This window comes from Kaistella sp. SH40-3, assembly GCF_030686865.1.
GTDB lineage: Bacteria > Bacteroidota > Bacteroidia > Flavobacteriales > Weeksellaceae > Kaistella.
In genome coordinates this window covers 85866-112041 of the sequence record NZ_JAQYUS010000007.1, presented here as the reverse complement: position 1 = coordinate 112041, position 26176 = coordinate 85866, and the positions used below count along the sequence as shown (strand labels likewise).

25 protein-coding genes are annotated in these 26176 nt (G+C 34.1%); 9 read left to right on the top strand and 16 right to left on the bottom strand.

The window, feature by feature from the left end:
* Window positions 1-115: 115 nt before the first annotated feature.
* The 3 genes from PUH65_RS11940 to PUH65_RS11930 all read left to right on the top strand — a co-directional run bounded on the left by PUH65_RS11940 (window position 116) and on the right by PUH65_RS11930 (window position 2709).
* Entirely contained in the window at window positions 116-1528 is a 1413-nt protein-coding gene (locus PUH65_RS11940) for a T9SS type A sorting domain-containing protein (RefSeq protein ID WP_305520225.1), read from the top strand.
* 152 nt (window positions 1529-1680) lie between these two features.
* Entirely contained in the window at window positions 1681-1839 is a 159-nt protein-coding gene (rpmH, locus tag PUH65_RS11935) for a 50S ribosomal protein L34 (RefSeq protein ID WP_290219627.1), read from the top strand.
* 159 nt (window positions 1840-1998) lie between these two features.
* Entirely contained in the window at window positions 1999-2709 is a 711-nt protein-coding gene (locus PUH65_RS11930) for a cell division ATP-binding protein FtsE (RefSeq protein WP_305520224.1), read from the top strand.
* A 183-nt stretch (window positions 2710-2892) separates the two neighbouring features.
* Here the strand turns inward: PUH65_RS11930 and PUH65_RS11925 are convergent, their stop codons facing one another.
* Window positions 2893-3849, bottom strand: coding sequence for an acetyl-CoA carboxylase carboxyltransferase subunit alpha (locus PUH65_RS11925; protein ID WP_305520223.1), 957 nt, complete (start codon window positions 3847-3849; stop codon window positions 2893-2895).
* 50 nt (window positions 3850-3899) lie between these two features.
* Window positions 3900-5408 (bottom strand): glutamate--tRNA ligase, encoded by a 1509-nt coding sequence (gene gltX, locus PUH65_RS11920; RefSeq protein ID WP_305520222.1) that lies wholly within the window; start codon window positions 5406-5408, stop codon window positions 3900-3902.
* Between the two features lie 85 nt (window positions 5409-5493).
* Between gltX and PUH65_RS11915 the strand changes: the two genes are divergently transcribed.
* Window positions 5494-5838, top strand: a complete 345-nt coding sequence (locus PUH65_RS11915; protein ID WP_305520221.1) for a phosphomannose isomerase type II C-terminal cupin domain — start codon at window positions 5494-5496, stop codon at window positions 5836-5838.
* Between the two features lie 64 nt (window positions 5839-5902).
* On the opposite strand, the gene PUH65_RS11910 is transcribed toward PUH65_RS11915, so the two are convergent.
* From PUH65_RS11910 to pdxA, 12 genes are all read right to left on the bottom strand, one after another.
* Window positions 5903-6748, bottom strand: a complete 846-nt coding sequence (locus tag PUH65_RS11910) for a DUF6492 family protein (protein WP_305520220.1) — start codon at window positions 6746-6748, stop codon at window positions 5903-5905.
* Window positions 6748-7884, bottom strand: coding sequence for a glycosyltransferase (locus PUH65_RS11905; protein ID WP_305552601.1), 1137 nt, complete (start codon window positions 7882-7884; stop codon window positions 6748-6750). Before PUH65_RS11905 ends, PUH65_RS11910 begins: the two co-directional genes overlap by 1 nt.
* A gap of 98 nt (window positions 7885-7982) precedes the next feature.
* Complete coding sequence (locus PUH65_RS11900) at window positions 7983-9281, bottom strand: glycosyltransferase (protein ID WP_305520218.1); 1299 nt, start codon at window positions 9279-9281, stop codon at window positions 7983-7985.
* 4 nt (window positions 9282-9285) lie between these two features.
* Window positions 9286-10224 (bottom strand): glycosyltransferase family 2 protein, encoded by a 939-nt coding sequence (locus tag PUH65_RS11895; protein WP_305520217.1) that lies wholly within the window; start codon window positions 10222-10224, stop codon window positions 9286-9288.
* The gene (locus PUH65_RS11890; RefSeq protein WP_305520216.1) at window positions 10221-11180 is read right to left on the bottom strand and encodes a hypothetical protein; all 960 of its coding nucleotides are present in this window, start codon (window positions 11178-11180) and stop codon (window positions 10221-10223) included. Before PUH65_RS11890 ends, PUH65_RS11895 begins: the two co-directional genes overlap by 4 nt.
* Window positions 11177-11953 carry a glycosyltransferase family 2 protein gene (locus PUH65_RS11885; protein ID WP_305520215.1) on the bottom strand — a complete coding sequence of 259 codons (777 nt, stop codon included), beginning with the start codon at window positions 11951-11953 and terminating at the stop codon, window positions 11177-11179. Before PUH65_RS11885 ends, PUH65_RS11890 begins: the two co-directional genes overlap by 4 nt.
* Before the next feature lie 3 nt (window positions 11954-11956).
* Window positions 11957-13210: an ornithine--oxo-acid transaminase gene (gene rocD / locus PUH65_RS11880; RefSeq protein ID WP_305520214.1), complete on the bottom strand. Its 1254-nt coding sequence runs from the start codon at window positions 13208-13210 to the stop codon at window positions 11957-11959.
* 98 nt (window positions 13211-13308) lie between these two features.
* Window positions 13309-14661 (bottom strand): acetyl-CoA carboxylase biotin carboxylase subunit, encoded by a 1353-nt coding sequence (gene accC, locus PUH65_RS11875; RefSeq protein ID WP_305520213.1) that lies wholly within the window; start codon window positions 14659-14661, stop codon window positions 13309-13311.
* A 93-nt stretch (window positions 14662-14754) separates the two neighbouring features.
* Window positions 14755-15234 carry an acetyl-CoA carboxylase biotin carboxyl carrier protein gene (gene accB / locus PUH65_RS11870; RefSeq protein ID WP_305520212.1) on the bottom strand — a complete coding sequence of 160 codons (480 nt, stop codon included), beginning with the start codon at window positions 15232-15234 and terminating at the stop codon, window positions 14755-14757.
* Window positions 15235-15349: 115 nt separating this feature from the next.
* A complete protein-coding gene (gene rpmF / locus PUH65_RS11865; protein ID WP_133439628.1) occupies window positions 15350-15553 on the bottom strand; it encodes a 50S ribosomal protein L32 in 204 nt (67 codons plus the stop codon).
* A 75-nt stretch (window positions 15554-15628) separates the two neighbouring features.
* The gene (locus PUH65_RS11860; protein ID WP_305520211.1) at window positions 15629-16144 is read right to left on the bottom strand and encodes a DUF177 domain-containing protein; all 516 of its coding nucleotides are present in this window, start codon (window positions 16142-16144) and stop codon (window positions 15629-15631) included.
* A gap of 88 nt (window positions 16145-16232) precedes the next feature.
* Window positions 16233-17321, bottom strand: coding sequence for a 4-hydroxythreonine-4-phosphate dehydrogenase PdxA (gene pdxA / locus PUH65_RS11855; protein WP_305520210.1), 1089 nt, complete (start codon window positions 17319-17321; stop codon window positions 16233-16235).
* Between the two features lie 119 nt (window positions 17322-17440).
* On the opposite strand from pdxA, the gene PUH65_RS11850 reads away from it, so the two are divergent.
* Genes PUH65_RS11850 through PUH65_RS11840 form a run of 3 tightly spaced genes read left to right on the top strand, consistent with a single transcriptional unit; the run spans window position 17441 to window position 20188 of the window.
* Window positions 17441-18037: a riboflavin synthase gene (locus PUH65_RS11850; protein ID WP_305520209.1), complete on the top strand. Its 597-nt coding sequence runs from the start codon at window positions 17441-17443 to the stop codon at window positions 18035-18037.
* Entirely contained in the window at window positions 18024-19478 is a 1455-nt protein-coding gene (locus PUH65_RS11845) for a PAS domain-containing sensor histidine kinase (protein ID WP_305520208.1), read from the top strand. Before PUH65_RS11850 ends, PUH65_RS11845 begins: the two co-directional genes overlap by 14 nt.
* 14 nt (window positions 19479-19492) lie before the next feature.
* A complete protein-coding gene (locus PUH65_RS11840) occupies window positions 19493-20188 on the top strand; it encodes a tRNA1(Val) (adenine(37)-N6)-methyltransferase (RefSeq protein ID WP_305520207.1) in 696 nt (231 codons plus the stop codon).
* 2 nt (window positions 20189-20190) lie between these two features.
* On the opposite strand, the gene PUH65_RS11835 is transcribed toward PUH65_RS11840, so the two are convergent.
* Entirely contained in the window at window positions 20191-20769 is a 579-nt protein-coding gene (locus tag PUH65_RS11835) for a DUF6759 domain-containing protein (RefSeq protein ID WP_305520206.1), read from the bottom strand.
* A 137-nt stretch (window positions 20770-20906) separates the two neighbouring features.
* On the opposite strand from PUH65_RS11835, the gene tsf reads away from it, so the two are divergent.
* Both tsf and PUH65_RS11825 read left to right on the top strand, forming a co-directional pair.
* Complete coding sequence (tsf, locus tag PUH65_RS11830) at window positions 20907-21731, top strand: translation elongation factor Ts (protein ID WP_305520205.1); 825 nt, start codon at window positions 20907-20909, stop codon at window positions 21729-21731.
* A gap of 100 nt (window positions 21732-21831) precedes the next feature.
* The gene (locus tag PUH65_RS11825; RefSeq protein WP_305520204.1) at window positions 21832-25185 is read left to right on the top strand and encodes a T9SS type B sorting domain-containing protein; all 3354 of its coding nucleotides are present in this window, start codon (window positions 21832-21834) and stop codon (window positions 25183-25185) included.
* Window position 25186: 1 nt separating this feature from the next.
* Here PUH65_RS11825 and fmt read toward each other — a convergent pair whose 3' ends face one another.
* Window positions 25187-26134, bottom strand: a complete 948-nt coding sequence (fmt, locus tag PUH65_RS11820) for a methionyl-tRNA formyltransferase (protein ID WP_305520203.1) — start codon at window positions 26132-26134, stop codon at window positions 25187-25189.
* Between the last annotated feature and the right edge of the window lie 42 nt (window positions 26135-26176).

Here is a 26176-nt window from a genome sequence, read left to right as displayed (position 1 = left end):
TTATTCATCTATTATTTAGGACGTTCCTCTATTTGTTATTTCCTTAGGGAATTTAAAACTAAAGATTTGTATTACAATTTGAATAAAATTTAATAACCCATAAAAATTAATTACCATGAAAAAAATTACTTTATTGTTGCTCACCATTTGCAACGTACTTTTATTTGCACAGTCAAATCGAGATTCTGATGTTACTGCGCCAAAAGCAGAAAGAAAACCAGTAGTTTATAAATATCCTACTAAGGCATTTGTAACTCTACAAGATTATTACAATGAGTTTAACGCACAGAATCTTATTAATCCACGGATTTATGGTCAAACTCCTTTTTTGACGGACAATGTTACTTCACAGCAATTTGACGCTGGTAATAGTACATATACTGCTAATGCCGCAGATGATTTTAAAGTTCCTGCTAATAAAATTTGGAATATTACTGCAGTAAATGTAAATGGCTATTTGCCATCAGGGAACTATCCCACCGCTTATAATGTAACTTTTTACAGTAATAGTGGAACCAATCTCCCAGGGACCGTAATAAGAACAGAAACGGTAACTCTTGCTTCAGGCTCATCTAGTCCATCATTACCTTTAGCAACTACATTATCCTTAACCGAAGGCACCTATTGGATTTCTGTACAAGCAGTTATGGATTTAAGTAATGGGCAATGGTTCTGGAGTACTTACAATGATGCTGGTACATTAAGCCGGCCATTTGCATGGAAAAATCCAGGAGGTGGTTTTGGATCAACTTGTAGCACCACTTGGAACACTGCTTCTATTTGTATAGCCGGACAATTAAAAGACTTACAGTTTAGTTTAGATGGAACAGAGTCCGCTGGTTGTAAAGTATTTACAGGAAGAATTCTAACAACAGATCCTACTCATTCTCCAAGAATCAACAGAAATGGAGTTCATTCTGTATGTGGTACTGCGAAAGCGTATCCTGGAGATTTTGGAAGTGGGAATTTTCATTACAAAACTTATTCTTTACAAAACACTTCTGCAACTCCAGATTGTGTCACATTAATCTTAAAAAACGCAGATCCAGACGCTGCCAAACAAGTGCATCTAGTGGCGTACACAGGAAGTTTTAATCCAGCTAATATTTCTCAAAACTATTTAGGCGATATCGGAAACAGCTCTTTAAGTGGAACAGCGGAAACAATGAGCGTAACCATCCCTGGAAATACTACAATTGTACTTGTTGCAACTGAACCAGTTGCAAATACCGTATTTACAGCAGATTTTACAATCACTGTACTTTCTGCAAATTGTGGCACTCTTCTTAAAACAGTAGATAGCCCTAAAGGTGCGGTAAATGTTTATCCGAATCCTACAACAGGTGTTTTATTTGTAAATGGAATGCAACCAAAACAAGCGAATGTATTTGATGTAAGTGGAAAATTAATTCCAACAAAAGTGGAGGGAAATAAGATCGATACTCAAAAACTTCCAAAAGGAAATTACATTTTGAAAATGGAAGACAAAGAAGGAAAGAGCACCACGACTAAGTTTATTAAAAAATAAAAGAACTAAATTATAAGTGAAAAGAGATTTACTTTTAGGAGTGAATCTCTTTTTGTTTATAAATATTTAAAATATTGTTTGCAGTAAATAAAAAGTTTCCTATATTTGCAATCTGAAAAATAAGATAAAGTTTTTACTTAAAAATATAAGCAATGCCAAAAAGAACATTTCAACCATCTGAAAGAAAGAAAAGAAACAAACACGGTTTCCGTTTAAGAATGTCAACCCCTAACGGTAGAAGAATATTGGCTGCTAGAAGAGCAAAAGGCAGAAAGAGTTTAACTGTAAGTGCACAGCGCGCTAAGAGATAATCTCAGGAATTATCATAACAGATTATGCTTGAAAAGTAACTTTTCAGGCATTTTTTGTTGTTAAAATTTGCTAAAGTGTAGTCTCAAAAGAAAGATTTTTTCTACTTTTGAACTGCTGTTGCAGCAAACCCTTTTTCATCAATAACAATCAATCAAGATATGCCACATACTTATCAGGAAGGTCAAGATGTAATCCATCTAAAAAATGCAAAAATTGCACAAAAGAATTTTACGGTACTTAATGAAGTTAACCTTACGATTAAAAAAGGAAAATTTTGCTACCTCATCGGAAAAACGGGTTCTGGTAAAAGTTCGTTATTGAAAACACTTTACGGACACATTCCGCTCAGCGCCGGACAAGGAAATATTGCCGGTTTTGATTTGTCTAAATTGCGAACTTCAGATATCCCGAATTTGAGAAGAAAGTTAGGAATCGTATTTCAAGACTTTCAGTTACTGCCAGACAGAACGGTTGAAAAAAATTTAAAATTCGTGCTCGAGGCGACAGGCTGGAGTGATAAAACCAAAATGGATGACCGCATTAATGAAGTTCTGGCAAGTGTAGGAATGAAATCCAAAAAACACAAAATGCCACACGAACTTTCTGGAGGTGAACAACAACGTGTTGCGATCGCAAGAGCGCTTTTAAACCATCCAGAATTGATCTTAGCCGATGAGCCTACCGGAAATCTAGATCCCGAAACTTCAAACGAAATTATGACCTTATTGAAGCAAGTTGCTTTTGAAAATAATTCGGCTGTAGTTATGGCAACTCATGATTATCATATGATTCAAAACTTCCCAGGAGAAGCGATTAGATGTGAAGATGGAAAGGTGTCGGTTTTAGATACTGCTGAACTTTTCGAATAAACTTTAAGATAAATTGAAAATATAATAAATCCTGTAAGCAATTACAGGATTTATTTTTTGGTAAAATCGGTAAGTTTAGGCTAAAGCCAAAATTGGCTAACATAAAATAAACGGGCTAAAGCCCGTTTATCTTGATATTTAAATATTGAAAAAACAATATTTAATAAAATTGAAAAATTATTACTAACCTTTGAACTGACCCATCGCGATAAATTTATCTTGTCGCTGAGTTTCTAATTCTTTACCTGTAAATTTAGAGAATGCTTTAATATTTTGAAGAATCGACGCTTTCAAATGATCATAAGCAACTTGCGGTTCATAATGCGCTCCACCAAGTGGCTCTTCAACAATACCATCAATAAACTTTTCTTTCAAAGCATCAGCAGGAGTTAATTTCAATGCATTGGCAGCATCTTCTTTATGATCCCAGTTTCTCCAAAGAATTGATGAGCAACTTTCTGGTGCAATTACGGTGTACCAAGTATTCTCTAACATATACACTTTATTTCCTACGCCAATTCCTAATGCTCCACCACTCGCTCCTTCACCAATAACGTAAACGAAAATTGGAGTTTTCAACATGGTCATTTCAAAAATATTTCTGGCAATTGCTTCACCCTGTCCACGCTCTTCCGCTTCAAGACCTGGATATGCTCCAGGAGTATCGATTAAAGAGATTACAGGAATATGAAATTTTTCTGCCAACTTCATTAACCTTAATGCTTTTCGGTATCCTTCAGGATTACTCATTCCGAATCTTCGGAACTGTCTTTCTTTGGTTGTTCTCCCCTTTTGAGTTCCAATAATCATGACTCTTTGTCCATCTATTTTGGCTAAACCGCCAATCATCGCAGGATCATCAGCAAAGTTTCGGTCTCCGTGAAGTTCTAGGAAACTGTCTTTATCGGTAATTCCTTTTATAAAATCTAAAGTGTAAGGACGATCTGGATGGCGAGAAAGCTGAACTCTCTGCCACGGTGTCAAATTATGATAGATCTCTTTTTTCTTTTCTATAATTTTATCTTCGATTTGCGAGCAGGCGAGTTTTACATCTACACCACTTTCTTCGCCTACCAATGAACAGGTTTGGTACTGATCCATCAGGTCTTTTATCGGAAGTTCAAAACTTAAATATTCCATTTCTGTTATTAAAATTATCCTTCAAATTTACTAAAAATTAAAGGAATTTATTATATATTATTAACTGCATTTTTTATTCTGGCGATAGTTTCTTCTTTTCCAAGGATTTGCATAATATCTGGAACATCTGGACCTTTTAATTCGCCTACTAAACATAAACGAAGTGGCATCATAACTTTGCCCATTCCTAATCCTTTGCTTTCTGCAAAATCATGAATTTCCTGTTTTAAAGTTGCTGGCTCGAAAACCGAATCTTCTAACTTTAATGAAAACGCATTCATCACTTCTGCTGCTTGCTCATTCCAGGCTTTTTTCACTGCTTTCTCCTCATATTGAGTTGGTGCTTCAAAGAAAAATTTGCCGTCGTTATAAATATCTTTTGCAAAAGTCGCTCTTTCTTTCATTAATGAAATGATGGTCAATAATTGTGCATCACTAGAATTACCCAAGTTAATTCCTTCTACATTCTTTAATAAAACCAAAACTTCTTCATCAGATTTTGATTTCAGATATTCGCTGTTAAACCATTCTGCTTTTTCTTTATTGAATCTTGCGCCTGCTTTATGAACTTTGTGCAAATCAAATTCGGTAACCATTTCCTCCAAAGTCAAAATCTCTCTGTCGTTTGCCGGACTCCAACCCAAAAGTGCAACCATATTGATAAACGCCTCGGGAAGATAACCTTCTTCGCGATAACCTTTGGAAGTGTTCCCTGTTTCAGGATCCGTAAAATTTAATGGAAATACAGGAAAACCAAATTTATCACCATCTCTTTTACTCAATTTCCCTTTTCCTTCTGGTTTTAGAATTAAGGACAAATGGGCAAATTGTGGTCTTTCCCAACCCATTGCTTCATACAAAAGATAATGCAAACCAAGTGATGGCAGCCATTCTTCACCACGGATTACGTGGGTAATTTCCATTTCGTGATCATCAACAATATTCGCAAAATGATAAGTTGGCATTCCGTCATTTTTCACCAAAACTTTATCATCTAAAGTATTGGTATTGACAGAAGATTTCCCTCGAATGATATCTTCAAGATTTAAAACCCGATCAACCGGCATTTTGAAACGTACGACATAAGGAACTTTTTCATCGATTAATTTTTGAACTTCTTCTTTTGAAAGAGTCAAAGAATTTTTCAATCGATTTCTGGTAATATGATCATAAGCGAACACTTCTCCGTTTTGTTCAAATTCTTTTCGAACTTCATCCAGTTCTTCTGTCGTATCAAAAGCCAAATAAGCGTAATCGGTTTTTAACAGTTCAACCAAATGCTTATCATAAATATCCCTTCTTTCTGATTGTCGGTAAGGCGCAAATTTGCCTCCATGTTTTGGACTTTCATCGGGAATCATACCGCACCATTCGAGGGCTTCCATGATATATTCTTCTGCACCTTCCACGTATCTTGCCGTATCGGTGTCTTCGATTCTCAATATAAATTCACCTCCTTGATTCTTCGCAAAAAGGTAATCATATAAAGCAGTTCTTACTCCTCCTAAATGTAAAGGTCCGGTTGGACTCGGTGCAAAACGCACTCTAACTTTGCTCATTCTCCTTTATTTTAAGTTGCAAATTTAAAGAAAAATTCAGCGTTGCGTATTATTTCTTATTTTTGCATATTAAATAATGTTTTATATGTTAGAAATCGGTGAAAGACCTTGGGGAAAATATTATGTTTTGGCAGATGAACCTCATTATAAATTAAAGAGAATTGAAGTCAATCCTGGTCAGCGATTGTCTTACCAATTCCATCATCACCGACAAGAATTCTGGACCATTGTAGAAGGAGAAGCAGTTGTAATACTAGACGGAGAAGAAATCACTGTAAAATATGGTGAGAGTATTCATATTCCTTTGGGTGCAAAGCATAGAATTGAAAACCGAACATCAGAAGTAGTTGTATTTGTAGAGGTACAAACTGGAACTTATTTTGGCGAAGATGATATTGTGAGATTGCAAGATGATTATGAACGAGGATAATCAAAGGAATAAATAGCAAAAGAAAAGTCAAATTTTCTTTTGCTATTTTACAATCTTACCAGTCTTATCGATTGAATGATTTTAAAAGTTTGGAGAGAATAGAAGTAGAGTTAGTCGTTACAGACTGCCAATTGCTTTGAAAGATGACACCGAGATATATTTTCTTTAACTTATTAATATCATAGTATTCTTGCTCCAAGTGGTACTGCTCCTGGTAATGGTAAACTTTGAAAAGACCTTCGATAGGATAAATATTAATAATTTTACTTTTCAGCAAATACTCGCCGTAAATTACGCACTCAGAAGGTGAAGTTATCTGATCGATTTCATTAAAAAAATCTTCAAAACTTTGGTTTCTTTCTTTTAAAAATTTTGTATTGAAACTTTCCCAAACTTTGCAACTCCATAAATAGGGCGACGGACCATAATCCCATTCTTTTCCCTGAATACCAAATAATGGCCTTGTTGCTCGCAATGCTTCTTTAAAAAAGATATTTTCTGAATCTTTCCCAATATTCTCCATGTCTTCTAAAAATGCTTTTGATTCATGCATGATCGTGTAAGGAGTTTCATCATCGAATAGAAAATCACTGTAAAAGAAATCACGAATAAAATCGGAATCGGAGTCTAAACATAAGTAATTCCTACAAATATTCAAGCGATAAACATTGGCTTTAACAATTTGTTGATAACGCCAAGGATCTGAATTTTCACTAAAAAAAATAGATGAATCTTTAATAACATTAAAAGAATTTTTATATTTCTCATTGAAAAAATCAAAATCCTCATCATTAACAGAAATCCAAACTGGAATCGAATCTCTATTAAATTTCTCAATAGACTTTAAAAGAGCATCAACATTTTCAAAATCTGGTCGATACGTTTTTATAAATAAGATTAGTTTTTCCATTAATTCAAGATATTCTTCCAGTCATTTTCTACTTCTTTTTCGGTAAAGTGATTATCGAAAAATGTAATTCCTTCCTGTACTATTGATTGATAGAGACTTTCTGTAGAAAGTAATTTTACGATATTTTCTGCAAATTCGCTAGCATCATTACTGATCATACATCCATTTTGGATTTTAGAATTAAAGCCATCTACCGCTTTCACGGTTCCGACTACAGGCAATCCATAAGAAAGTGCTTCTACAACCTTAATTTTAATTCCAGTTCCTTCCAACATCGGACAAATTGCAATTTTCGAATCGTAATAGTAATCATCAAGATTTTCTGCAAAAGGGATTAAATGAACATTGGGCTCCTCTTTAAAATATTCACAAATTTTTCCGATAAAACAAAGATTCAAATTTTTCGGTAAAAGTGGATAAACCATTTCGAAAAACCATTTCACTGCCTGTACATTAAAAGGATTATTTGAACCAACGAAAATTAAATCAAATTTCTTCTCAGAAAAGGTCTTGGGATTTCCTTCGTAATGACTGGGGAAACCTTGTGGAATATTAACCACTTTATCTCCCAAAAAATTAGAGAAAACTTGAAATTCATCTCGGGAAATCGTAACCACTTTATCGTAGAAATTTAAATTCTGAATCTCTTCATTAAATTTCTTACCAATATCTAATTTAGGATTTTTGTAATATTCATTTAAAGTAATCCAATCGTGGGTATCTACAATTTTTGTCGCCCCTTTTAAATTAACATTTCTAATAAGATCAGTCCAAAATTCATAACTAATAACGATATAATCGTAAGAGTTTTCGGCGAGAATTTTGTTAAAACAATCTTTAAAATTAGCCGTTAAAAAGAAATTACTTTTATTTTCTTTACTAAAGAGTTTGATTATTTTATATTTCCAATAAATAAGACTCAACAAGTTTTTGGTGGGTTTTCTTCCGACCAGATGAAAGTTTTTAATATAATTATAATCCAATCCAAAACCTTCCCCAGAATCTTTGTAAAAACCTTCACAACCAACCAAATCAACATCAATATTGAGTTTTTTAAATATTCTCAAATTGGAGTAAGCGCGTATAATGTTACCTCCTTTTTTCGAAAAGGGATTTTCGGGAAAGAAGAAGAGCATTTTTTTATTCATTTAAATCTGCTTAAAATAATTATAAACTTTACGTTTTAAATGGTGAGAAGAATTTTTAACCGTTGTCAATTTTATTTATAAATCACTTATTCCCAAAAGTACTTTCTACTTTTACCACTGATTTTATTCTGAAAATCCCTAAACTTCAATTTGATTTGAACTCCAAATAACGTTTTCATTTTATCAATTTTCTTTTGCAAAAGTTCATTTTCAAATTTATAGTATTGCAAATCTGCAGAATTCCCACTGCTTTTTTTAGGAATAATGACATCATTGATATACTTTAACCGTGCCTCAATCTTCTCGCCTATTTTAGTTGGACTCAAATTTTTCAAAACGTCTGCTTGACCTTGCAATGCGATTTTTTTTACTTCATCGGGATGTTCAACTGCATATTTCATGAGATCGGCAGCGTGGTTAATATCAGCATCTGCCCAGAAATCTTTGTCTGTGCTAAAAGAATATTCATTTCCGGTTTTCACTAAATTGTATTTCACCAAATAACTGTTGTTAACAGTCATAAATTCGATATTGGCGGAATAACCCGTTGCAATCACCGGTTTGCCCAAATACATCGCTTCTGCCATCGTTAGACCAAAACCTTCCGAGCGGTGAAGAGAAACAAAACTGTCACAACAATTCATTAAACTGTACAGTTTATCTCGCTCCATAATTTCCTCAAAAACAAAAATGCTTTTATTATCAGCAATTCTATTCATGAGTAATTTCTTTTCTTCTGGAAACTCATTACTCAACGAGGTTTTTATAACCAATAAAACATCACTGTTATTCTTACCAAAAGATTTCTCGTAAGCATCGATGGTAGCCAAAGGATTTTTTCTGGTCATCGAACTATAGTAATCAAACATGGTCATGAAAATAAACGAATACTCTGGTAGATCAAAATCACGTCTTGTCATGGTCGTTTTTTCAAGTTCGATCGAGTGCATTATTTTAATGACAGGAACTGGAGAAACTTTGGAAATTGCTTCTGTACAAAAATTACTTGGAACCCATATTTCATCAAATAACGAAAAAAACACTTTTGATTCTTCGGGGAAATTTTCTAGTTCCCAAGCCCAAAAAGCAATATTGTATTTGTCTTGAAAATAAGACTTATCGGTTTCCTGCAAAACGGAATGCAGCCGATCTATATTGATCTGAACTAAATTTATATTGTATGGATTCTCACATGAAGTTTCGATGGCATTTTGCAGTTCATCCTGAATATGTTTTGAAATAACAATATTAAAATCATTAATTACAAATGGAATAGAAGTGGTTTTTATGGCTCTAATATTGGAACGAACACCTTCTCCCAATCCAAACTGCTTATTGATGTAGCCCGAAATATTTACTCCAAAATTATTTTTTTTATCTACCATAAAATTATTTCTGAAAATAAAACAGTTTAAAAAATAAGAATTTTAAATAACTTTTACTTTTTAAATCTTTCTTTAAATTTATTTCAAAATTGTTAATAATTCGCAAAGCCTCACTAAAAACCTGATTTGTATTAAACTTATTTGCTAAGATGAACTTTTTTCTATTCTGTTTTACCGATCTTATTTTTCTTTTAATTTCCCCAAAATTAGTGCATTCATTATAAACATTAAACCTGTTCAATAAACTCATTTCGGTATTTTTGTTACGATCAAAAAAAACTCCACCAACCTGTTGAGTCTCGTGAATTCTATAAAAAGAAGGTTTTTCTTGTAAAAAACCAAAACGCTTGTTTGAACTTGCAAACAATGAAATCCACTCATCATGATGAAAATATTTTTCTGGAAAAGGCAAAGCGTTTGAAATAAAAGATTTTCTAAAAGCCATATTTGCGCCAGTGGCTAAATTACCAACGACTGAAAAAATCGTAAAAAAATCATATCGAATGTTTTTTTTATCCAAAAAACTCACTACATCCCAAATCGTATTTTTATCAATGACTTTATCATTATCGTCAATAATATTTGCGTTGGAGGCGAATACATCTATCTCACTATTTTCTCTAAATTTCTCTAAAAACAAACTCACCTTTTCTGGTTTCCAAAAATCATCTTGATCACATAAAAAAATAATTTCATTTTCGCATAACGAAATTGCCTTTTCGAAATTTTTTACACTTCGAAGGTTTTTTTCATTAATATGGATTTTAAAAATAGTTGGAAATTTCTCTTTGTAGGAATTTAAAATAAAAACGGTTGAGTCGGTAGAAACGTCATCGCAAATCACAATTTCATCAACCGGAATGGTTTGATTTAGAATAGAATCAATCTGTTTCTTTAAGAATTTCTCTCCATTATAAGTACAAAGCGCAACGGACGTTTTCATAAATTTAAACTAAAGACCGTTTCAACCCAATTCTCAATCGTATATTTTCGATACAATTCTTGCGGCAATTCTTGATAATTACCGTCGAAAAAAGATCGATCTACATTCGAAAAATCGTCGTTCAATACTAAAATATTTTCTGGTCTGTAAAAATCATAATCCTTTATAGTAGGATTGTTGGTAATGATTTTCTTTTTCAATGCCATCGCTTCGAAAAACCTAAAACTTAATCCTGTTTGATTTTCCCGCATTAAATCCAGTAAAACTTTTCCTTGACAGTAATAACCTTGAATATCCTGATGTTGAATTCGCTTTCTTGTAAAGTTGATTTGTTTATTATTTTGAACATTAATGTTTTTAGTCCAGGTGTTTTTTCCAACAACTACAAAATTATAGGTCAGTTTTAAAGAATCAAGTTTTGTAATTATTTTAGATAGAAATGTAATTCGTTTATCATATGAACCCAAATAAATTAAATCATACTTCACCGGTTTACAATTATTTACTTCTGGAAGATAATTATAATTGGTTATTAATTTAAAATTATTTTCTTTGGCATCTGCCTTGTCAAAACTAAAGATCTCATCGAACATATCAAACAAATGATTCGCAGGACAACGCGCTAAACTATCATACAAATAAGCGATATATTTCTGGGTGAATTTCTTTATTTTAAAATGGAATTCCCGGTCTATCAACTCTGGATTAATGACGAGAATTTGGTCTTGAGGGCCTAATCTTTTAAGTTCCTTCAAAATCATTTCCTGCCGCAATTCATTTTTAATGTTGCGTTTCATCAAAACTTTAGAGATGGTGTTTTTAACCCTTGCCGATAAATTTTCATGTTGATACGCACCAATATTGATGTGATGTGCATCCACACCTTTTCTGCGAAGCTCTTCTACGATATGAGCATCGTAATTCCAGAAATCAAAACTGATTACGCAGATTTTCATTGTCTAAACTTACTTTTTGTTTGTTCTCTTTTCAACGATTCATAGGTTTCATAAACACTCAGAGTTTGTAATACCGACAATTGATAACCTTCTTTCCCATCTAAAAATCCGAAACGTAAAATATAAGTTTTAAAAAATTTAAAAGCAGATTTAAGGTATTGAGTTACCACACTAAAATGTTTGCCTTTGGCAAAAAGTTCTTGTCCCTTTAATTCACCGTAATGAATCATTTTCTTTCTATAACTATCATAATCTGAAACGGAAAAATGCTGGAGTTTATTATTAAAAACTCCAATCGATCCATTTACTGCTAAAGTTTCATGTACTTTCTTTTCTGCGATATATCTGCATTTACTTTTACGAAAAAGCCGAAAATTCTTATCGGTTTGTGTTCCTGAAAAATTTACTTGCTTCCCAGCGAAATAGAATTTTCGATAAAAATAATAGGCATCTTCTTTTTCAGATTTATTCAACTCTGCAATTATTTCCTGCTGAAGTTCTGGAGTAATTCTCTCATCACCATCTAAGAAAAGCACCCAGTCATTTGTCGCAGCATCTAAAGCGATATTTCTTTGTTTGGTGAAATCTTCGAAAGCGTGTTGGATGATTTTAACCTTTGGATTTTGTTTGGCGATAGTGACCGTTTGATCAGAACTGAAAGAATCAACCACGATAATTTCGTCACAAATAGAAAAATCATCAAGAATATCCTGAATGTTTTTTTCTTCATTAAAGGTGATGATCAGACCGCTGATTTTTTCTTTCAGTTCCAATTTCTAATTTTTCTTATACTCCAAAACGGTTTTTTCGATGATCGACACACATTCTAAAAGTTGTTCCTCGGTAATTACCAAAGGTGGTGCCAATCTGATGATATTTCCATGAGTCGGTTTTGCAAGCAAACCGTTTTCTTTTAAATTTAAACAAAGATTCCAAGCAGTTGAACTTTCCGGAGTATCATTAATTAGAATTGCATTTAATAAACCTTTACCACGTACTTTGGTGATCAAATCTGTTTTAGCAATTAGTTTTTCGATTTCCAAACGGAATAGTTTTCCTAATTCTTCTGCTCTTTCAGAAAGATGTTCATCTTCTACAACGTCCAACGCTGCCATGGCAACAGCACAAGCAATTGGGTTACCACCAAAAGTTGAGCCATGCTGTCCTGGCTGAATTACATGCATGATATTGTCGTTTGCCAATACTGCTGAAACAGGATACATCCCACCAGAAATCGCCTTCCCTAAAACCAAAATATCAGGTTGTACATTTTCATGATGACAAGCGATTAATTTTCCTGTTCTTGCAATTCCGGTTTGTACTTCATCGGCAATGAAAAGAACATTGTATTTTTTGCAAAGGTCTGAGGTTGCTTTTAAATAGCCTTCATCCGGAACATAAACTCCAGCTTCCCCTTGAATTGGTTCTACTAAAAATGCAGCGATATTGGAAGCATCATTTTTCAAAACTTCTTCTAAAGCATTGATATCATTATAAGGAATTTTAACAAAACCTGGTGTAAATGGACCATAGTTTTTGCTGGCGTCCTCATCATTAGAAAAAGAAACGATTGTTGTAGTTCTTCCGTGGAAGTTATTTTCGCAAACGATTATTTTTGCTGAATTTTCAGAAATGCCTTTCACTTCATAACTCCATTTTCTGGCTAATTTCACTGCAGTCTCCACTGCTTCAGCGCCAGAATTCATCGGCAAAACTTTATCAAAACCAAAAAGAGAGGTTATCTTTTTTTCATACTCTCCTAATTTTGAATTGTAAAATGCTCTAGAAGTTAAGGCCAATTTTTTCGCCTGACTTACCAATGCATCAACAATTTTCGGATGAGAATGTCCTTGGTTTACTGCGGAATACGCAGAAAGAAAATCGTAATATTTTTTCCCTTCAACATCCCATACATATACTCCTTCCCCTTTGTCTAAAACTACCGGAAGTGGATGATAATTGTGCGCGCCATACGCATTTTCTAAATCAATATAATATTGGGCGTTCTTTAATGATACTGTTTCTGACATATATTTACTTTGTACAAATTTAATGATTATTATTGAAATTCTTTGAAACAAAAATTGCCTCAAAATGAGGCAATTTTATTATTTCGAAATACAAGTCTTTAGACATCATACATTTTATCCATCACAAAATCCTCCATAAATTTCGTGGTATAATTTCCAGCAATATAATCTTCATTTTCCATCAATTGTCTATGGAAAGGAATGGTTGTTTTTACGCCTTCAATATAAAATTCTTCTAGTGCACGTTTCATTTTCGCAATTGCTTCTTCCCGCGTTTGTGCAGTCGTAATTAATTTAGCAATCATGGAGTCGTAGTTCGAAGGAATCGTATAACCTGAATAAACATGAGTATCTACACGAATACCATGTCCTCCCGGAATATTTAATTCAGTTATTTTTCCTGGTGAAGGTCGGAAATCATTAAAAGGATCTTCTGCATTAATTCTACATTCTATTGAATGAAGTTTCGGCAAATAATTCTGTCCTGAAATCGCCGTTCCTGAAGCCAAAAGAATTTGTTCCCGAATCAAATCGTAATCTACAACTTGTTCTGTAATAGGATGCTCAACCTGAATTCTGGTATTCATCTCCATGAAATAAAAATTCCTGTGTTTGTCAACCAAAAACTCGATGGTCCCCACTCCTTCATAACCGATATATTCCGCAGCTTTTACAGCGGCATCACCCATTTGTTGGCGGAGTTCGTCAGTCATAAATGGTGAAGGTGTTTCTTCAGTCAATTTCTGGTTTCTTCTTTGAACAGAACAGTCTCTTTCTGATAAGTGACAGGCTTTTCCGTATTGATCACCAGCAATTTGAATCTCGATATGACGTGGTTCTTCAATCAATTTCTCCATGTACATTCCACCGTTTCCAAAAGCAGCAACTGCTTCCTGAACCGCAGATTCCCAATGTTCTTTCATATCTGCTTCTTTCCAAACAGCGCGCATTCCTTTTCCACCACCACCGGCGGTTGCTTTAATCATCACCGGATAACCGACTTCTTTAGCAATTTCTATGGCGTGTTCGTAAGAATCGATCAATCCATCAGAACCGGGAACACAAGGAACTCCCGCTTCTTTCATGGTTGCTTTTGCGTTGGCCTTGTCTCCCATTCTATCGATCTGTTCAGGCGTGGCACCAATAAATTTGATTCCGTTTTTCTGACAAATCCTGGAAAAGTTAGCATTTTCTGATAAAAATCCATACCCTGGATGAATCGCATCAGCATTGGTAATTTCCGCTGCAGAAATAATATTCGGGATTTTCAGATAAGAATCTTTACTCATCGGCGGTCCAATACAAACTGCTTCGTCAGCAAATCTCACATGGAGACTGTCTTTGTCGGCAGTAGAATACACGGCAACGGTTTTGATTCCCATTTCTTTGCAGGTACGAAGAATTCGCATTGCAATTTCGCCGCGGTTGGCGATTAATATTTTTTTGAACATCTATTTAAGAATTTTAAATTTTGAATCTTGAATTTTAAATTATTTTAAATGAGTACACTCATTTAAAATTTATCATTTATCATTTAAAATTACTTAAGAAGGGTCTACTAAAAATAATGGTTGATCGTATTCAACAGGAGTTGCATCATCTACTAAAACCTTCACGATTTTTCCTGAAACTTCAGATTCGATTTGGTTGAATAATTTCATTGCTTCAATTACACAAACTACTTTTCCTTCGGTAACTTCGTCTCCTACATTTACAAATAGGTCTTTGTCTGGTGCAGGTTTTCTGTAGAACGTACCAATCATCGGTGATTTGATGGTAATGTATTTACTGTCATCGGATGCAGATGACTCTGGTGAATTTGAAACAGGTGCAGCAACTGGAGCAGCAGCAACTTGTTGTTGTGGCGCAGTATGATAAACTGCTGGTGACGCCATATAATTCGTTTCGCTTGCTGCGAGCGGAGTTTTGATGGTGATTTCGAAATCTTTTGTTTTGTATTTTACTTCTGATACTTCTGCTTTCGATACAAATTTAATAAGATTCTGGATGTCTTTAATGTCCATATAATTGGTATTTGTTTATTATGCCAAAGATACTAAAAAACAATAAAAAACCACCCAAAATTGAAAAAATTGAGTGGTTTATGTATAAAATTGAAGTTTTTCTTAGGTTTTAAGCCTAGTTCTCTTCTGCAGTTTCTACTTCTTTTTCGATCACTACTTTACCTCTGTAGTATAATTTACCTTCATGCCAGTGTGCTCTGTGGTACAAGTGCATTTCACCTGATGTTGCATCTTTTGCTAATTGAGGAACTACTGCTTTGTAGTGAGTTCTTCTTTTATCTCTTCTTGTTGACGATTGTCTTCTCTTTGGATGTGCCATTTTCTAATAATTTTTTAATTTGATGAGCGATGAGTATTTGATTTCTCAATTCTCATCATTTTAAACTATTTAATATTAATCTTTAAATTTCTTCAATGCTTCCCACCGTGGGTCAATTGCTGGTTCTTCTTCTATCTCTTCCTGCGGACTGAACTTTTCAAGTATCTCTAAATCTTCCTCAGAAATATCTGGAGAAACTTTTTTCATTGGGATTGACAACATGACATCTTCATAAATCAATTGCGAAGCATTGAAGGCGTGATCCGTTCTTGGAATGGTAATCACATCGACATTACTGTCATCAAATTCTTCCCCGAAATTTACCAAAACTTCAATCTCATGTTCGATAGGATATTCAAAATTTTTGTTTGTAATATCACAAACTAAACTGACGGTCCCCGAAGTTTTAATCCAAAATTCTAAAAAAGTAGTATGCTTATCCATAAGGATATCAGCAACTATTTTAGGTTCTGTAAATTCCTGTTCAGTATCGAAAAGTTGAAAGAACTTCTTATCTATCTCAAACCTGAACTCGTGTTTTCCGTTTTTAAGTCCTGAAAACACTATCTCGTAGTTTCTAAACTTGTCCATAAAATGAGTGTGCAAAAATATGCATTTTTTTTAATATTACAAATTAATCTTAAACAAATATCTAGTAAATGTTTTTTGGAGTAATTTACTATGCCCGATCAACCGGCAAATCCTCTTCTGCATTGTTGCTAGAGTTACTTCTACGAGGTTGCATCCGGTTAGTCATTAAGTCATTATATTCCTTTCTATTCTTAAAAATTTTAATTGCCATAAAGATCGCTTCTGAAAAACTCTGTTCATCTGCAATGTTTTTTCCGGCAATATCATAAGCAACTCCGTGATCTGGAGAAGTTCTTATAAAAGGTAAACCTGCAGTGTAATTTACACCTTCTTCATAAGCCAGTGTTTTGAACGGCGCTAATCCTTGATCATGATACATCGCTAAAACAGCATCGAAATTTTTATATTTACTTGGCTGAAAATAACTGTCTGCTGGATAAGGTCCAAAAACCATAATCCCATTATCGAATAATTCACGAATTGCCGGTTCTATAATTTCAATCTCTTCTTTACCAATTGCACCGCCATCGCCAGCGTGTGGATTTAAACCCAAAACTGCAATTTTCGGTCTTTCAATACAGAAATCTTCAATCAAACATTGGTTCAAAAGTTTAATTTGTTTTTTAATTTTCTCTTTAGAAATATTTGCCGCAACTTCTGAAATTGGAATATGATGGGTAGAAACTGCAACTTTCAAATCATCAGTAACTAAAAACATGAGTCCTTTTTTACCAAACTTTTCTTCTAAATAACCAGTGTGGCCAGCATGCTGAAAACCGTGCTTCATCATTTCCTCTTTGTTAATGGGAGCCGTAACCAAAACATCAACTTCACCATTCATCAAAGCGTTAGTTGCTGCTTCTAAAGAATCGATTGCCATACGCGTAGATTCTTCTGTAGGCGTCCCCAAATCAACATTCACATTATCTTTCCACAAATTAACCATATTGATTTTATCATCCTGAGCCTGGGAAACTTCTGTGATATAATTAAAATTATGTTGAAGTTTAAAAATATTTTTCTGGTAGGTAAATAATTTTCCGGAACCAAAAATAATGGGTGTAAAAAAATCGGTAATTGATTTATCTTTCAGAGATTTCATGATGATTTCTGGACCAATTCCATTGTAATCACCGATAGAAATTCCCACTTTTATTTTATGTTGTTTCGGACTCATTTTTATTATCTTTGAAAATTAATTGAATTTTACAAATTTAACAATTTAGGATGAACTACTATTACTTTATCGAATTAATCGATTTTTAGTTCATCTTTTCTTTTAAAAATATTAAAAACATGTTCACAGGAATTGTAGAAGCCACTGGAATCGTGGAGGCGATCAATCATAACGAAAGCAATATTGATTTTATTTTAAATTGCCCTTTCACTCAAGAATTAAAAATCGACCAAAGTTTAGCACACAACGGCTGTTGCTTAACGGTGGTGGAAATTACGGAAACCAATTATCGGGTCACTGCGATTGATGAAACTTTAGAAAAAACAAATCTCGGAAAGTGGAAAGTTGGAACCGAAGTTAATTTGGAACGCTGTTTGAAGTTCAATGGTCGGCTCGATGGTCACTTGGTTCAAGGACATGTTGATAGAACAGGTATCGTAGAAAATATACAAGACAAAGATGGAAGTTTTATCATGACTATTTCCTATGAAAATTCAGATGAATACACGACTGTTCCACAAGGTTCGATTACGTTGAACGGAATTAGCTTAACGGTAGCAGAAAGTGGATCAGATGATTTTTCAGTAGCAATTATTCCTTATACTTGGGAATTCACCAATATGAAAAATTTAAAAATCGGAGATACTGTAAATCTTGAATTTGACATTATTGGGAAATATGTAAATAAACTGATGAAAAAAAATGCCGTTCTCTAAATACAAAGGTTATAGTTTAAGAAACAGAGTTTTTTGGGGATTTCTGCTGATTTGTTTTCTAAGCATCACAGGTTCTTCTACGCTCTCCTATTTTATTTTAAAGAGTAATGCTACGGAGCAAAGCAAAACCGACTTGCAGAAAAGATCAGAGTCGCTCATGTCGGCTCTGGATTATGCAGTAAGTCACACTCAGGTACAAACTGATAATCTTCCGAAAATATTGTCGAACACAATTTTCGAGATTGCAGACATTAATAGTCAAGATATCATTATTTATGATTTAGAGGGTGATTATCTTATATCTAATAAAGACGTACACTTAATTCCTATTAAGAAAATCCCTTTAGAAGTAGTAAATCAGGTTTTAAAAAGCGACAAAAGAGTAGATTTCAGAAGTTATGATAAGAAGACTGAAGCCAATGTAACTTCTTCTTATATGATTTTAAAAAACAATATGTTGGAGCCCATCGCTATTGTTTATTTCCCCTATTATCACAACGATTCTTCTTATGTGGATGTTTTCAATAAATATCTGAATTATATCATCATCGTTAATCTTCTCGTAATTGGTTTCGGTGTATGGCTGAGTTGGATCATCTCTAATAATCTGACCAAAGCAGTAACCAAGTTTTCTGACTTAATTAATCGGATTAATGTTTTTGATGACGACCCCAAACCCATTCGATATTATAAAAATGATGAATTGAATCAATTAGTGAAAGCGTATAATAAAATGATTCTTCAGATTAACGAACAAAAGGAAAGGCTTAGTTTTAAAGATAAAGAAGAGGCGTGGCGGGAAATGGCAAAACAAGTTGCACATGAAGTAAAGAATCCTTTAACTCCAATGAAATTAACCATTCAAAATTTCGAAAGAAAATTTGATCCAAATGATCCGAAAATCCTTGATAAAGTAAAACATTTAAGTAAAACAATGGTCGATCAAATCGATTTGGTGGCAACCGTTGCAAATGCATTTTCTCAATTCGCACAGTTGCCGGAAAAAAACAAGGAGATCTTTAACTTAAACAAAGAAATACGCAACATCATAAATATTTTCAGCGATGAAAAAATTTATTTTCATGCAAACAAAGAAAAAATAATGATAGAAATGGACAAGATTTATTTGTCCAGGATAATCACCAATTTGGTTTCGAATGCAAGACAAGCGAGTGATGATGAGCGAGAAAACATCATTAATGTTGACATTGAACAAAGACAAAAAAGAATTATCATCACGGTAGAAGATAAAGGTGTTGGAATACCGGAAGAACATCTCTGTCGGATTTTCGAACCAAACTTCACCTCCAAATCGAGCGGAATGGGACTTGGCTTAACCATGGTTCGTAAAATGGTTGAGGATTACAAGGGAGAAATTTCTGTAAAATCTGAAGTCGGAAAAGGAACATCATTCATCATTTCTCTTCCAAATAATTTATAAAATTATTCCTTTTAGTGAAACCTTTTCAGTTTAAACAATTCAGCATTCAGCAATCAAAAGACGTATTCCGAGTAGGAACTGATGGCGTTTTGCTCGGTGCATGTTCAAGCACAAACAATGCAAAAAAAATTCTGGAAGTTGGAACTGGAACGGGTTTAATTTCTTTGATGTTGGCTCAGCGAAATCCTGCAGCAAAAATTCATGCCATCGACATTAATGAAAATGCAGTAGAACTTGCAAAAGAAAATTTTGAAAACGCTCCTTTTAGAGATCGATTAAAGGTTAATCTACAAGATTACCGAAATTTTAATTCGACCGAGAAATATGATTTAATCGTTTCTAATCCACCTTACTTTGAAGAAAACCAATCAAGCAAAGACATCATTGCAAGACAGCAAACTGAACTTTCCTTTGAATTTTTAATTGAGAATTCGGCAAAATTCTTGTCCGAAAACGGATTGTTCTCTGTAATTATACCTTTCGATTCTGGCGTACTTTTCGAAAAGCATTGTAATAAGCATGCCTTATATTTAGAAAAGAAGATATTGATTTACGGAATCAGAGATTCTAAACCTAAAAGATTAGTATTAGAATTTGGTTTTCAGAAAAAAGAAGTAATCGAATCTGAACTCGTATTAGAAAAAACACCACGAAAATACACAGACGAATATCTAAAACTCACTAAAGACTTTCATCAATTTTTAAAATAAAATTATTTCGGCGGATTTAAAGTGATTACAATATCTTTTCCAATATTTTTTGTTGAAGAATATTTCGCATCACAAACCATCGTTGTTATGGAATAACTTCCTTTATCTACCATAATGAAATTTTCGTTATTTGCCGGAACATTCAGATTATAAAATCTCTTTCCACTAAGTTTTACGATCAGATTGCATTTGGATCTATTCACAATTTGAACATAAGCAGTTTTGCTGCTGGAATCAGTATTGAAAAGATGATTTAGTAAATCTTCGGTTCTTTTATGGTTGGTATTCGTTCCGTTTTTACTGACATCTCTTTTTACTTCATTTTTAAGTTTGCTCGTACTGACTGGTGTAATGCTAGGTTTAGCAACTTTTGCCTGTTGCGCCGGAGTTTTATCACTGTTGATTACTGCAAAAAGTTTTCTTTTAAATTCAGGAGTCTTGGGATGATTCGGATTGAATTTAATAAAATTGGCAATTACTTGCGGGTCTTTACTATTTTCAACTTGGCCAACGGTATATTTTGATTGCGCGTAAGAAAAAATTGAAATAAATAAAAATAGGAAATAGATAAATCTTTTCATCAATGGATTAGTTTTTAGATTTTTAGATATTTTTAAGAACGAAAAATTAACCTTTTTAGTTTGTGCGAAATTTATTATCTTTGCAAGGCTTAAAAACATAGCTAACTTAATCAATTTTTAATATAAAAAACAAGAATATGTATACACCAGTTGCTGCAGATGTAGCTAAATTAAGAAACATTACAGGCGCAGGAATGATGGACTGCAAAAAAGCGTTGGTAGAAGCGGAAGGAGACTTCGATAAAGCAATTGAAAACCTTAGAAAAAAAGGTCAGAAAGTTGCCGCTAACAGAGCAGACAGAGATTCTCACGAAGGTGCTGTAATTGCAAAAGTAAACCAAGACAACACCATGGGTGCAATTATCGCTTTAAATTGCGAAACAGACTTCGTTGCAAAAAATGATAATTTCGTTGAATTAGCACATGAATTGGCTGAGCAAGCAGTTATGTATGCAAACAAAGAAGAATTTTTGGCTTCTGATTTCCACGGAATGACGGTTGCTGAAAAGTTAATCGAGCAAACCGGTGTTATCGGTGAGAAAATTGAAATCGGTGCATTCGAAAGAATTGAAGGACCATTCTTAGGTGCTTATATCCACGCAGGAAATAAAATTGCTGCAATTACTTCTTTATCTGCAAACGTAGATGGTGCAGTAGAGGTTGCAAAATCTGTATCAATGCAAGTTGCTGCGATGAACCCAATCGCATTAGATGAAACTATGGTTTCTCAGGAGACGATTGATAAAGAATTAGAAATCGAAAGAGAATTATTGACAAAAGAAGGAAAACCTGCAAACATTATCGATAATATCCTTAAAGGTAAAATGCAGAGATTCTACAAAGACAACACTTTGGTTCACCAGTCTTTCATTAAAGATTCAGCAGTGTCTGTTGCGGACTATGTAAAATCAGTAAACAGCGATTTAAAAGTTGTAGGTTTTGTAAGAGCAAGTCTTACTTAATAATAAACTTTAATATTATTATAATCTCTTTCTATAATTTAGAAAGAGATTTTTTTATCGGGTAATTAGAAGTAATTTTGTAGCCTTAATTTTTATATCATTGAAAAATTTACTTTCTTTAGTTTTTGCCCTATTTTTCACATTCGCATCTGCACAGATGGATACCGAACATTGGTTCGCTCCAATGGCGGGAAGCCCTAGTACCAACGGCTCATTTCAACCAGAGAGTTATCTTTATCTTTCCACCAGCGAGACTACACCTTTTACTGTTGAAGTTTATAATAGCAATGTACTTTACACAACGGTACAAATCGCCAAAGGAAGACCGCAAGCGATTGACATCCCTTTTAATTTCATGATGACGGTTTCAGCCGCAGAAATGTTAACGCCAGTTCCAATGGGTCTTCATGTTAAAGGGACAAAGAAATTTTTTGCAAACTATCGATTTTCTGTACCTAATCACGCAGAAATTATCACCTCTAAGGGGTTAGCAGGAGTTGGTAAAAACTTTTTTGCAGTTATGGCACCTCTTACCGCAGCCAAAGATTACATTAATGCAACCATAGGAATTATTGCGACCGAAGACAATACTACGGTAAAACTATCTGGCTATAATCCAGCGGTAGTTTTTGCGGATGGAACAAGCAGCCCAACAAAAACATTCAACTTAAATAAAGGCGAATCTTATATTATTGATGCTATTAGTGATTTTGACCAAGCAAATAGAGCAGGTTTAGTTGGTGCTAAAATTGAAGCAACGCAACCTATTGCCGTGACTAACGGTAACTTCAATGCCATCTACACCAATGAAAACAACAGTAACAATGATATCCTAATGGATCAGTCTGTCCCAGTAGAACGACTGGGAAATGAATTCATTATGGTAAAAGGAAATGGACCTTCTGACAACAATATGGAATCTGCTCTTATTGTAGCCTCAGAAGACGACACTCATATTACTATAAATGGCGTAGATACAGGAGTTGTACTAAATGCCGGGAACTATCACGTTTTTGGCGCCAGTAATTATGTTGATCAATTAAAAGATCACTACAACATGAGCATTTCCACGACTAAAAATGTATATGTCTATCAATTATTGGCGGGAGTTGCTACCGGAAATGTTTATGCAACAGGTGGCTTTAATTTTATTCCTGCACTCAGTTGTTTTTTACCAAACAAGATTGATGAAATTTCTGCGATCAATCAAATTGGTCAGGATACTTATAATGCAAAATTGAATATCATCTCCGAAAAAGGAGCAACAGTAAGTGTAAATGGAAGCGTACTTTCCGGCTTCCAAGGTCCTTTTCCGGTGACAGGAAATCCGAACTGGGAAACTTACACCGTTTTAAATGTGAGCGGAAACATTACCGTAAATTCCACTAAATCGGTAACAGCAGGTATTGCTTCTGGAAATGGCGCAGTAGGATACGGTGGTTATTTTGCAGGATTTAGTTCTGTACCCGTTATCTCAAAAACAGGCGATTGCTATTCTGGAGTTTTATTACAGGTTGATGATTCTTATGACCAATATCAATGGTATTTAGATGGAGTAATAATTCCAGGTGCAACTACCTATTTCATTAATCCTGACCTCCATGGAGTTGGAAATTACACCTGTAATATTTCAAAAACGAATTGCGATACGAAGTTAACGACTGCTTACCAGTTTGCAATTTGTCCGCCAATATCTACAACAACTTTAACTATTGGCTCTTGCAAAACGACTACGGTTACGCCAGCATTTACAAGTTCAACCCAAACAATTAACACTAGCAAAACTAAAGTTACCATTAAACCACTTTATGGAAATGCTACTGTAGATTTAGCGACTGGGATTATTACTTATACTCCGAATGCTACTCTAGCCACAAACGTCTCAGATGTTTTCGTATATTATATCGAAGGTAAAGGAACACCAGAAGACAGCGAATATTTTAAAGAAATCATCAATGTCAAAACGCTACAAGTAACTGATGACACCATTCGTGTTTGTCCAAATTCTGATGGAACTGGAACGTATAATTTAAGTTTAGCAACTATTTCTTCAGATGCAACCGATACCATTCTTTACTATTCTGATCAGGGATTAAACAACATAATTTCCAACTTCACCATTTACAATACAAATCCAGGAATTGTTTATGCAAAGGTAACTTCCGCATTTGGATGTACGAAAACGGCCAAAATCACTTTAGAAATTACCAGTCCACCGATTCTGAATATAAACAACTATAATTCTAATTTTTGCGATGATCATTTTACTGGAAGTATTCCAATAAAATTCTCTACAATTTCCTCGCAGATTATATCAAATTACACCAACTCATTTATCGTAAAATATTATCTAAATCCAACGCATCAGCAAAACGGAACACCAAACTTTCTGCCAGATGACTGGTCTTATTCTACGAATACCTCTGTTTATGTAAGAGTAGAAAACACTTCGGGTTGTCCAGTTGTTTTGGGTCAAATTAATTTTACTATCGACGCTAAAATTCCATTAAGCAAAACTTTGGTTACAGATTCGGTTTGTGACGACAAACTTACCGGAAACGTAAGTGTGGATTTAAGTAATTATCTGTCAGAATTTACAGTAGACCAATCAGTTTTCCATACTTTCTACTCAACGGAAACCGAGGCAAAAAATAAACAAAACCCGATTTCTTCAAATCAAGATCTGAACGCTTCAAAAACATTTTATATTAGATTTGAAAGCAATAATGCATGCCCTAATATTGGCACTTTAACATTAAACATCAAAACGCCTAAGAAATCGACGATGTTGAAAAACGAAAAAATCTGCCCTACTTTTACCGTAGATCTAGATGCTGGTTCTGGCTTTGATTCTTACAGATGGAGCACTGGAGAAACTGCGCCAAAAATTAATGTAGGAGTTGGGACTTACTATGTAGATTTAGGTTTCAGTGGTTGCATCTATAGACAAACTGTTGAAGTCACCGGCTCCGAACTTCCAATAATTAACTATGTAGAAGTTACTGGAAACACAGCAACTGTTTTCGTAACTGGCGGAAATCCTGCTTATCTATATTCACTTGACAATATAAGTTTTCAGACTTCAAATATCTTTACTAATCTTCCACGTGGACTGCAAACCGTTTATGTAAAAGATTCCCAAAATTGCGAAACCATCACCAAAGAGTTTCTTATTCTCAATCTAATTAATGTGATTACGCCCAACGATGATGGCAAGAATGATGTTCTGGATTATTCGGATTTAAACATTAAAAAGGACGTGAAAATAGAAATCTATGATCGTTATGGAAACCAGATTTTCATCTCCCAAAAACAACCTTATATCTGGGACGGAAAACTGAATGGTCGCGTTCTTCCCACCGCAACATATTGGTATATTCTAAACTGGATCGAGCCTGGCACAAACTTACCCGTGACTTACAAAGGCTGGGTTTTACTAAAAAACAGAAATTAAATTAGCCAATCGAAATATGGTCAAAATGCTGAAACCCATTTAAAAAATCTTTAACCGACATTCTTTTCTTTCCTTCCAGTTGAAGTTCTTCTGGCAAATATAAACCGTCTTTGGTATAAATCTTAAATTGATGTTTGTCTATTTCTAAACTTCCTGGATTTTTATCATGAGTTAATTTTTCGAAACTACCTTTATAAATTTTTAAGAATTTTTCATCTTCACCAATTTTAATAGTTGTAAAAGCGGCCGGATAAGGTGACATTCCACGGATGAAATTATGCACCGTTTCAGCATTCTGATTCCACGTAATTCGAGTATCTTCTTTAAATATTTTAAAGGCATTTTTTGGATTTTCAACCATCGGTTGCGGTTTCTCTTGAATCGAATTTTCTGATAATCCATCTAAAGTTTCAACGACTAGTTTCGCACCCATTTCCATTAAACGATCATGCAATTCTCCCGCATTTTCTTCCGGAAAAATTTCAAGTTCCTTTTGTAAAAGAATATTTCCTTCATCTATTTTTTCATTAATAAAGAAAGTAGTTGCCCCCGTTTTCTTCTCTCCGTTAATAACTGCATAATTAATCGGCGCCGCACCGCGATAATCTGGCAGCAATGAAGCATGAAGATTAAACGTTCCTATTTCAGGCATTTCAAATAAAATCTTTGGCATCATACGAAATGCTACGACGACAAAAACATCTGCGTTTAAATTTTTGATATTTTCTAAAAACTCAGGATCTCTTAATTTTTCAGGTTGAAATACAGGCAAATCATTTTCTACTGCGAATACTTTCACCGCAGACTGGTGAATTTTTTGTCCACGACCACTCGCTTTATCAGCAACTGTAACAACTCCAATAACTTCGTGATGAGATTGATGAATCGCTTCCAGTGAAGTTTTTGCAAATTCTGGTGTTCCGAAAAATATAACTTTTAATGATTTCATTCTGTTTAATAATTGTTGAAGTTTAAATAAGAATCAGATTAA